We start from the raw sequence: 7,426 nt of genomic DNA, 5'->3' as shown, positions 1-7,426 counted from the left end.
GTGAGGATGAGGATGGCCGCCCCGGCGGTGAAGCCCGTGACCACCGAGTGAGAGACGAAATTCACCACCGCGCCCATGCGCGCCAGGCCCAGGCCCAGCTGGAAAAGGCCGGCGAGGAAGGTCAGGGTGAGCACAAGGCGGATGTACTCCGCGCTGCCGGGCTCGGCGAAGTGGCCCACATTGGCCAGGATGACGAGGGAGATGGCCGTTGTCGGGCCGGAGACGAGATGCAGGGACGAGCCGAACAGCGCGGCGATGATCACCGGCACCATGGCGGCGTAGAGGCCGTATTGCGGCGGCAGTCCGGCGATGGCCGCAAAGGCCACGCCCTGCGGCAGCACGATGACCGCGCCCGTGAGCCCGGCCCAGAGATCGGCCTTGAGGGTGCGGCCGTTTACCTGCGGCCACCAGCCAAGCACGGGCAGAAAGCGCGGTGCGGCTTGCGCCATCTTTTGCAGGGCCGTTTTCGGCTGCGGCAGTTCACACTGTTCCATGGCGTCCTGAGGTGAAAATGGTTGCTGTTCCCATCCAAGGCAGATTTAGCGCAACAGGCGTGTGTACGCCAGCGCAATTTGCGCCGACCTGGAGCAATCTTTGGGCGCTTGTCTGAAATTGCGGACTGGCGCGAGAAAAAAAACGCGCAGCATGCTGATTTCCCCCGCTTCCGGCGTTGCCCGATTTTTCGGACAAATTTCAACCGGACAAGGGCCAGGTTCCTGGACAGTCATGCAATATGCTGAAATAATACGTCAACGAGAAACACGTTCTTTTTGGCACACAAGTTGCGAAGTAGACGAAATTCATCTAGGTCCAGTGATACGCTACCAACCAGTCCAAAACTTCCATCTGAAAAGAGGGATACGAACATGGCGAAGAAAATGAAGACCATGGATGGCAACTCGGCCACGACGCACGTGGCCTATGCCATGAGTGAAGCCGCGGCCATCTACCCCATCACCCCGTCGTCCACCATGGGCGAGATTGCGGATGAAATGGCCGCCAAAGGCACGAAGAACATCTTCGGCCAAGTGGTGAACATCCGCCAGATGCAGTCCGAGGCGGGCGCCGCGGGCGCGGTCCACGGCTCCCTGGCGGCCGGCGCGCTCACCGCCACCTTCACGGCCTCCCAGGGCCTCTTGCTCATGATTCCGAACATGTACAAAATTTCCGGCGAACTGCTGCCCGGCGTGTTCCACGTCACGGCCCGCGCCATCGCCGCGCACGCCCTGTCCATCTTTGGCGACCACCAGGACGTCATGGCCTGCCGCCAGACCGGCTTCGCCATGCTCGCCTCCTCCTCGGTCCAGGAGTGCATGGACCTGGCCCTGGTGGCCCACCTGTCGGCCATCGACGCCAGCGTGCCCTTCATGCACTTCTTCGACGGCTTCCGCACCAGCCACGAGATTCAGAAGATCGAGGTCATCGACCCCGCCGACATGGCGAAACTGGTGAACCACGACAAGATCGCCGAGTTCCGCAAAAACGCCATGAACCCGGAGCACCCGAACCTGCGCGGCACCGCCCAGAACCCGGACATTTACTTCCAGGGCCGCGAGCGCGCCAACCCCTACTACAACGCCGTTCCCAAGATCGTCATCGAGAACATGAAGAAGGTGGGCAAGCTCACCGGCCGCAAGTACAAGCCCTTCGACTACGTGGGCGCGCCCGATGCCGAGAACATCATCGTGGCCATGGGCTCCGGCTGCGAGACCATCCAGGAAGTCATCAACGCCATGGCCAAGAAGGGCAAGAAGGTCGGCCTCATCAAGGTGCGCCTGTACCGCCCCTTCGACGCCGCCAGCTTCTTCGCCGTGCTGCCCAAGACCGTCAAGAAGATCACCGTGCTCGACCGCACCAAGGAGCCGGGCGCCCTCGGCGACCCCCTGTACCAGGACGTCTGCGCCGCCTTCATTGAGCGCGCCGGAGCCATCCCGCAGCTCATCGCCGGCCGCTACGGCCTGGGCAGCAAGGAATTCCGCCCGAATCACGTCATGGCCGTGTACAAGAACATGGAGAAGGGCAAGGCCAAGAACCACTTCGTCGTCGGCATCGAAGACGACGTGACCAAGACCAGCCTGCCCGCCGGACCGGCGCTGGCCACCACGCCCGAAGGCACCGTACAGTGCAAGTTCTGGGGCCTGGGCAGCGACGGCACCGTGGGCGCGAACAAGAGCGCCATCAAGATCATCGGCGACAACACCCCGCTGTACGCCCAGGGCTACTTCGCCTACGACTCCAAAAAGTCCGGCGGCATCACCGTGTCGCACCTGCGCTTCGGCAAAAAGCCCATCCAGAGCACCTACCTGGTGGACACCGCCGACTTCATCGCCTGCCACAAGTCCAGCTACGTGCACATCTACGACGTGCTCGAAGGCATCAAGAACGGCGGCACCTTCCTCTTGAACTCCACCTGGAGCACCGTGGCCGACATGGAGGCCAACCTCCCGGCGTCCATGCTGCGCACCATCGCCACCAAGAAGATCAAGCTCTACACCATCGACGCGGTCAAAATCGCCGCCTCCGTGGGCCTGGGCAACCGCATCAACATGATCATGCAGACGGCCTTCTTCAAGCTGGCCAAGGTGCTGCCCATCGACAAGGCCATCGCGCTCCTGAAGGAATCCATCAAGAAGGAGTACGGCAAGAAGGGCGACAAGATCGTCAAGATGAACGTGGACGGCGTTGACCAGACCCTGGCCAACCTCATCGAGATCGCGGTGCCCGCCTCCTGGGCCAAGGCGGCCGACAAGCCCGCCAGCGCCTCCAAGGCGCCCGCCTTCGTCGAAAACGTCATGCGGCCCATTCTGGCCCAGAAGGGCGACAGCCTGCCCGTGTCCGCCTTCGCGGCCGACGGCTCCTTCCCCGCCGCCACCAGCCAGTTCGAGAAGCGCGGCGTGGCCATCCTCGTGCCCGAGTGGATCAAGGACAACTGCATCCAGTGCAACCAGTGCGCCTTTGTCTGCCCCCACGCCACCATCCGCCCGGTGCTGGCCACCGCGGCCGAGATGAAAAAGGCCCCCAAGACCTTCGAAACCCTGCCCGCCCAGGGCAAGGAGCTGAAGGACCTCGCCTTCCGCATCCAGGTGAACACGCTGGACTGCATGGGCTGCGGCAACTGCGCCGACATCTGCCCCAGCAAGACCAAGGCCCTGGTCATGAAGCCCCTGGAGACCCAGACCGCCGCTGAAGTGCCCAACCAGGAGTTCAGCGAGACCGTCGCCATCAAGGGCGACCTGGTGAAGCGCGAGAGCGTGAAGGGCAGCCAGTTCCAGCAGCCCCTGCTTGAGTTCTCCGGCGCGTGCGCGGGTTGCGGCGAGACTCCCTACGTCAAGCTCATCACCCAGCTCTTCGGCGAGCGCATGATGATCGCCAACGCCACGGGCTGCTCCTCCATCTGGGGCGCCTCGGCCCCGGCCGCGCCCTATTGCACCAACAAGGACGGCTTCGGCCCGGCCTGGAACAACTCCCTGTTCGAAGACGCCGCCGAGTTCGGCTTCGGCTTCAACATGGCCGTGACCCAGCGCCGCGCCAAACTGGCCGACCTGATGGCCAAGGTGGCCGAGTCCTCCGCAAGCCCCGCCATCAAGGAAGCCGCGGCCGCCTGGCTGGCCGGCAAGAGCGACCCCGTGGCCTCCAAGGCCGCAGGCGACCAGTTGAAGGGCCTGCTCAAGAACACCAAGGATCCCCTGCTGGCCGAGATCGCCTCCATGGCCGACCTGTACACCAAGAAGTCCATCTGGATCTTCGGCGGCGACGGCTGGGCCTATGACATCGGCTACGGCGGCGTGGACCACGTGCTGGCCAGCGGCGAAGACGTCAACATCTTCGTCATGGACACCGAGGTCTACTCCAACACCGGCGGCCAGTCCTCCAAGGCCACCCCGCTCGGCTCCATCGCCAAGTTCGCCGCGGGCGGCAAAAAGACCGGCAAGAAGGATCTGGGCCGCATGGCCATGACCTACGGCTACGTCTACGTTGCCAGCATCAGCATGGGCGCGGACAAGAACCAGACCCTGAAGGCCATCCAGGAGGCCGAGGCCTACCCCGGACCGTCGCTGGTCATCGCGTACGCCCCGTGCATCAACCAGGGCATCCGCAAGGGCATGGGCAAGAGCCAGGAAGAGGCCAAGCTGGCCGTCACCTCCGGCTACTGGCCCCTGTACCGCTTCAACCCGCAGCTGGCCGCCCAGGGACAGAATCCCTTCAAGCTGGAGTCCAAGGCCCCCGACGGCACCCTGCAGGCCTTCCTCTCCGGCGAGAACCGCTACGCCGCCCTGGAAAAGGCCCAGCCCGACGAGTCCAAGCGCCTGCGCGCGGGCATCGAGGCCGCCTACTACGAGCGTTACAAGCAGCTGAAGCTCATGGACGATCCCAAGCTCGCCTGCGTCGAGGGCGGCCTGGACTTCACCCCGCCCGCCGCGCCCTCATCGGCTCCGGCCGGTGATGCCAAGCCCTGCGCCATGTCCGACAGCGGCAACTCCTCCAAACCTTGCGACGACGGCCGCGGCGGCAAGTAGACCGCAGGCTGAACGCATACCTAAGGCCCCGGAGAGATCCGGGGCCTTTTTTGTTGCCCCTGGCGCCTGCGCCCCAACGGACGGCAGGACAGAGGAAACCCGTCAGCGAGGCTTTGAGCCAGACGCACTTTTTCAGGCCGAACGCGTGAACATGGCTTGGTTTTTGCCGCCGCTTGAGGCACACAGAAGCCGTGGGATCGGGTTTCTGCACCCACGCCCCGCGGACGTGGCCGTACGCGCTCATGCGGGGCATCACAACCAAGCAACGCGGCCCAGCGCCGCACACAGGGAAGCCATGCCGCAGCGTCCGCTCCGCCTCATTGCCCTTGCCTGGGCCTGCCTTGCCGCCCTGGGCTGCGCCAGGACCGTGACCATAGAAAATCTGGAGCCCGCGCCAGCGCATGAGGTGACGCAACTGCGCCGCCTTGCCGTGCTGCCCTTCCACAACGACCACCGCAACGTGACCACCGCCGCGCTGGAGCACGCCCTCACCTCCGTGCAGGTGCAGGGCAGGCCCTACTTCACCATCGTGGACTACAGCGCCAAGGGCTACTTCCCTGAAAGCCAGGGCGTGGAGCTGGTGTTCAACGATTCCTCCCTGGGGGCTTACGGCCGCAAGGCCGGGGCCGACGGGGTGCTGCTGGGCACCGTGACCCGCAACGACCTGCGCGACGTGCCCACCGAAGAAAAGCGCAGCGTCTGCGTGAGCTGGAACGAGAACGGCGGCTGCAGCAAGTACGCCACCCGTCCGGTGCGCTGCCTGCGCCGCACCGGCACCTTCGCCTTCATTCCCAAGGTGGCCGAATCGCGCGGGGGCAAGGTCATCTACTCGGAGGAATTCGCCGAGACTGCGGAAAGCCGCGTGTGCCGCGGCGACGGCGAGGCCCCTGCCGCTGGCGAAGACCTCATTACCAGGGCCCGCGGCAAGGCCATAGCGCGCTTCTTGCGGCAGGTGGCCCCGCACCCCGTGCGGGAAGACGTCCCGCTCCTCCTTGACGACAATTCCGGCCTGACCTCGGCCGACAAGAAGGCCATCGACGCGGGCGCAGACCAGGCCACCTCGGGCCGTATGAGCAGCGCCTGCGACACCTGGGCCGAGGTTGCCGCCAGAAATCCGCGCAGCTATGCCCTGCCCTACCTCTTGGGCGTGTGCGACGAGCACGCCGGGCGCCTGGAGCAAGCCCTGATCCGCTACCAGGAGGCCGACCGCCACTGCGCCAAACCGGTCGAAGAAATCGACCAGGCGCAGATCCGCGTGCGCAAGGCCCTGGCCGACCGGGAGCGCCTGCGCCAGCAGACGCGCTAGGGCGGGAAGGCCAGCGCCCCTTGTCCCGCCCCGTGTCCTCGCTGGGAACTCGCCGGGAGCTTGCCTCCCCCGCCCCCGACAAGGACAGCAAGGTCTTTTCTGAGAATGACAGAGTCGTGGGCGGCACAAAAACCGTGCATGGCCAGCCCAGGCGGACTCGAAACCCGATGTTTCCCAAACGGGAAGTCCCGGAGCGCTGCCGCGCTCCGGGACTTCCCGTTTGGCCCGCGGGTCCAGGGGGTGCATACCCCCTGGCCGCCGGAGGCTATTCTCTTCTCCCTTCTCCTCTTACAGGCTCTTGCCGAACTCCAGCCCGAATGCACGGCACTGCTCCAGGGCGTCCGCGTCCGGATTCCACATGGCGCGAATGCCCGCGTCCGAGGCGGCGGGCACTTCGAAGCCGCATTCCTTCAGCTGCGCGGTGAGGAGCTTCACGGACTCGCCGCTCCAGCCGTAGGCGCCGAAGGCCGCGGCCTTCTTGTTCTTGAAGCCCAGGCCGCGCACCATTTCGAGCAGTCCGCCCAGGGAGGACAGGTAGCCCTTGTTGATGGTGGGCGATCCCACGAGCACGGCCTTGGAGCGGAAGATCTCGGTGACGATGTCGTTCTTGTCGGCCTTGCCCGCGTTGAACAGGCGCACGCGCAAGGCGGGGTCGGACTGGGCCAAGCCTTCGGCCATGGCCTCGGCCATGCGCCGGGTGCCGTTCCACATGGTGTCGTAGACGATGCTGACCTGATTTTCCTGGTAGTTGTTTGACCATTCCAAGTACTTGGACACGATCTGCATGGGATTCTCGCGCCAGATGGTGCCGTGGCTGGGGCAGATCATCTTCAGCGGCAGGTTCAGAGAGGCGAACTCCTCGATCTTGCGTTTCACCAGGGCGCTGAAGGGCGTGAGGATGTTGGCGTAATACTTGATGCACTCCGCCTCCAGGGCGCAGGGATCGGCCAGGTCGTTGTACATGCCCTCGGTGGCCAGGTGGTGGCCGAAGGCGTCGTTGCTGAACAGGATGTCCTCGCCGGTCAGATAGTCGAACATGGTGTCCGGCCAGTGCAGCATGGGCGCTTCGATGAAGATGAGTTCACGGCTGCCCAGGCTCAGGCGCTGGCCGGTCTTGACCACTTGGAAATTCCAGTCCTGATGGTAGTGGCCCCTGAGGGATTTGACGCCGTTGGCCGTGCAGTAAACGGGCACGCCGGGGATGAGCTTCATGAGTTCCGGCAGGCCGCCGCTGTGGTCGCTTTCGGCATGGTTGGCGATGACGTAGTCGATGGTTTTGAGGTCCACCTCGGCCTTCAACTGCTCGATGAACTCGCCCGCGAAGGGCGCCCACACGGTTTCAATGAGCGCGGTTTTCTGGTCGCGCACCAGATAGGCGTTGTAGGTGCTGCCTTTGTGCGTGGAATATTCCTCGCCATGGAAGCGCTTGAGCTCCCAGTCGCGCTTGCCCACCCAGGTCACGGCGTCGGTGATTTTGAAGGTCATGCGTATCTCCTTTTGCTTTTGCCTCATTCTATGCCAAATGCGGAGGAGGCTGTACAGTGCCCTTGCCTGCCGCCGCATACGCATTATGTTCTGTGTTCCATTCTACGCAACAATAGGG

At 64.4% G+C, this 7,426-nt stretch carries 4 protein-coding genes; 2 read left to right on the top strand and 2 right to left on the bottom strand.

Annotation, left to right across the window (positions count from 1 at the left end; all coding sequences use genetic code 11):
* A partial coding sequence (locus VN419_RS00990; RefSeq protein ID WP_325643490.1) for a SulP family inorganic anion transporter occupies positions 1-494 on the bottom strand: 494 nt, incomplete at its 3' end.
* 372 nt (positions 495-866) lie between these two features.
* Here VN419_RS00990 and nifJ point away from each other — a divergent pair.
* Together nifJ and VN419_RS00980 are read left to right on the top strand one after the other, a co-directional pair.
* Positions 867-4,517: a pyruvate:ferredoxin (flavodoxin) oxidoreductase gene (gene nifJ / locus VN419_RS00985; protein WP_325643488.1), complete on the top strand. Its 3,651-nt coding sequence runs from the start codon at positions 867-869 to the stop codon at positions 4,515-4,517.
* Positions 4,518-4,812: 295 nt separating this feature from the next.
* Positions 4,813-5,823, top strand: coding sequence for a hypothetical protein (locus VN419_RS00980; protein ID WP_325643485.1), 1,011 nt, complete (start codon positions 4,813-4,815; stop codon positions 5,821-5,823).
* Positions 5,824-6,111: 288 nt separating this feature from the next.
* On the opposite strand, the gene VN419_RS00975 is transcribed toward VN419_RS00980, so the two are convergent.
* Positions 6,112-7,308, bottom strand: coding sequence for an anaerobic nitric oxide reductase flavorubredoxin (locus tag VN419_RS00975; protein ID WP_325643483.1), 1,197 nt, complete (start codon positions 7,306-7,308; stop codon positions 6,112-6,114).
* Positions 7,309-7,426 lie beyond the last annotated feature (118 nt).

Origin of the sequence: Humidesulfovibrio sp. (genome assembly GCF_035560995.1) — a bacterium.
In the GTDB taxonomy this organism is placed as follows: domain Bacteria; phylum Desulfobacterota; class Desulfovibrionia; order Desulfovibrionales; family Desulfovibrionaceae; genus Humidesulfovibrio.
Note: the sequence above shows the minus strand (reverse complement) of the source record. Positions and strands in the feature narration are given on the sequence as shown.

What these genes read in the sequence shown, in the direction of transcription:
- nifJ (WP_325643488.1), top strand. Translation starts at nt 867, where the DNA reads ATGGCGAAGAAAATGAAGACCATGGATGGCAACTCGGCCACGACGCAC.
- VN419_RS00975 (WP_325643483.1), bottom strand. Translation starts at nt 7,308, where the DNA reads ATGACCTTCAAAATCACCGACGCCGTGACCTGGGTGGGCAAGCGCGAC.
- VN419_RS00980 (WP_325643485.1), top strand. Translation starts at nt 4,813, where the DNA reads ATGCCGCAGCGTCCGCTCCGCCTCATTGCCCTTGCCTGGGCCTGCCTT.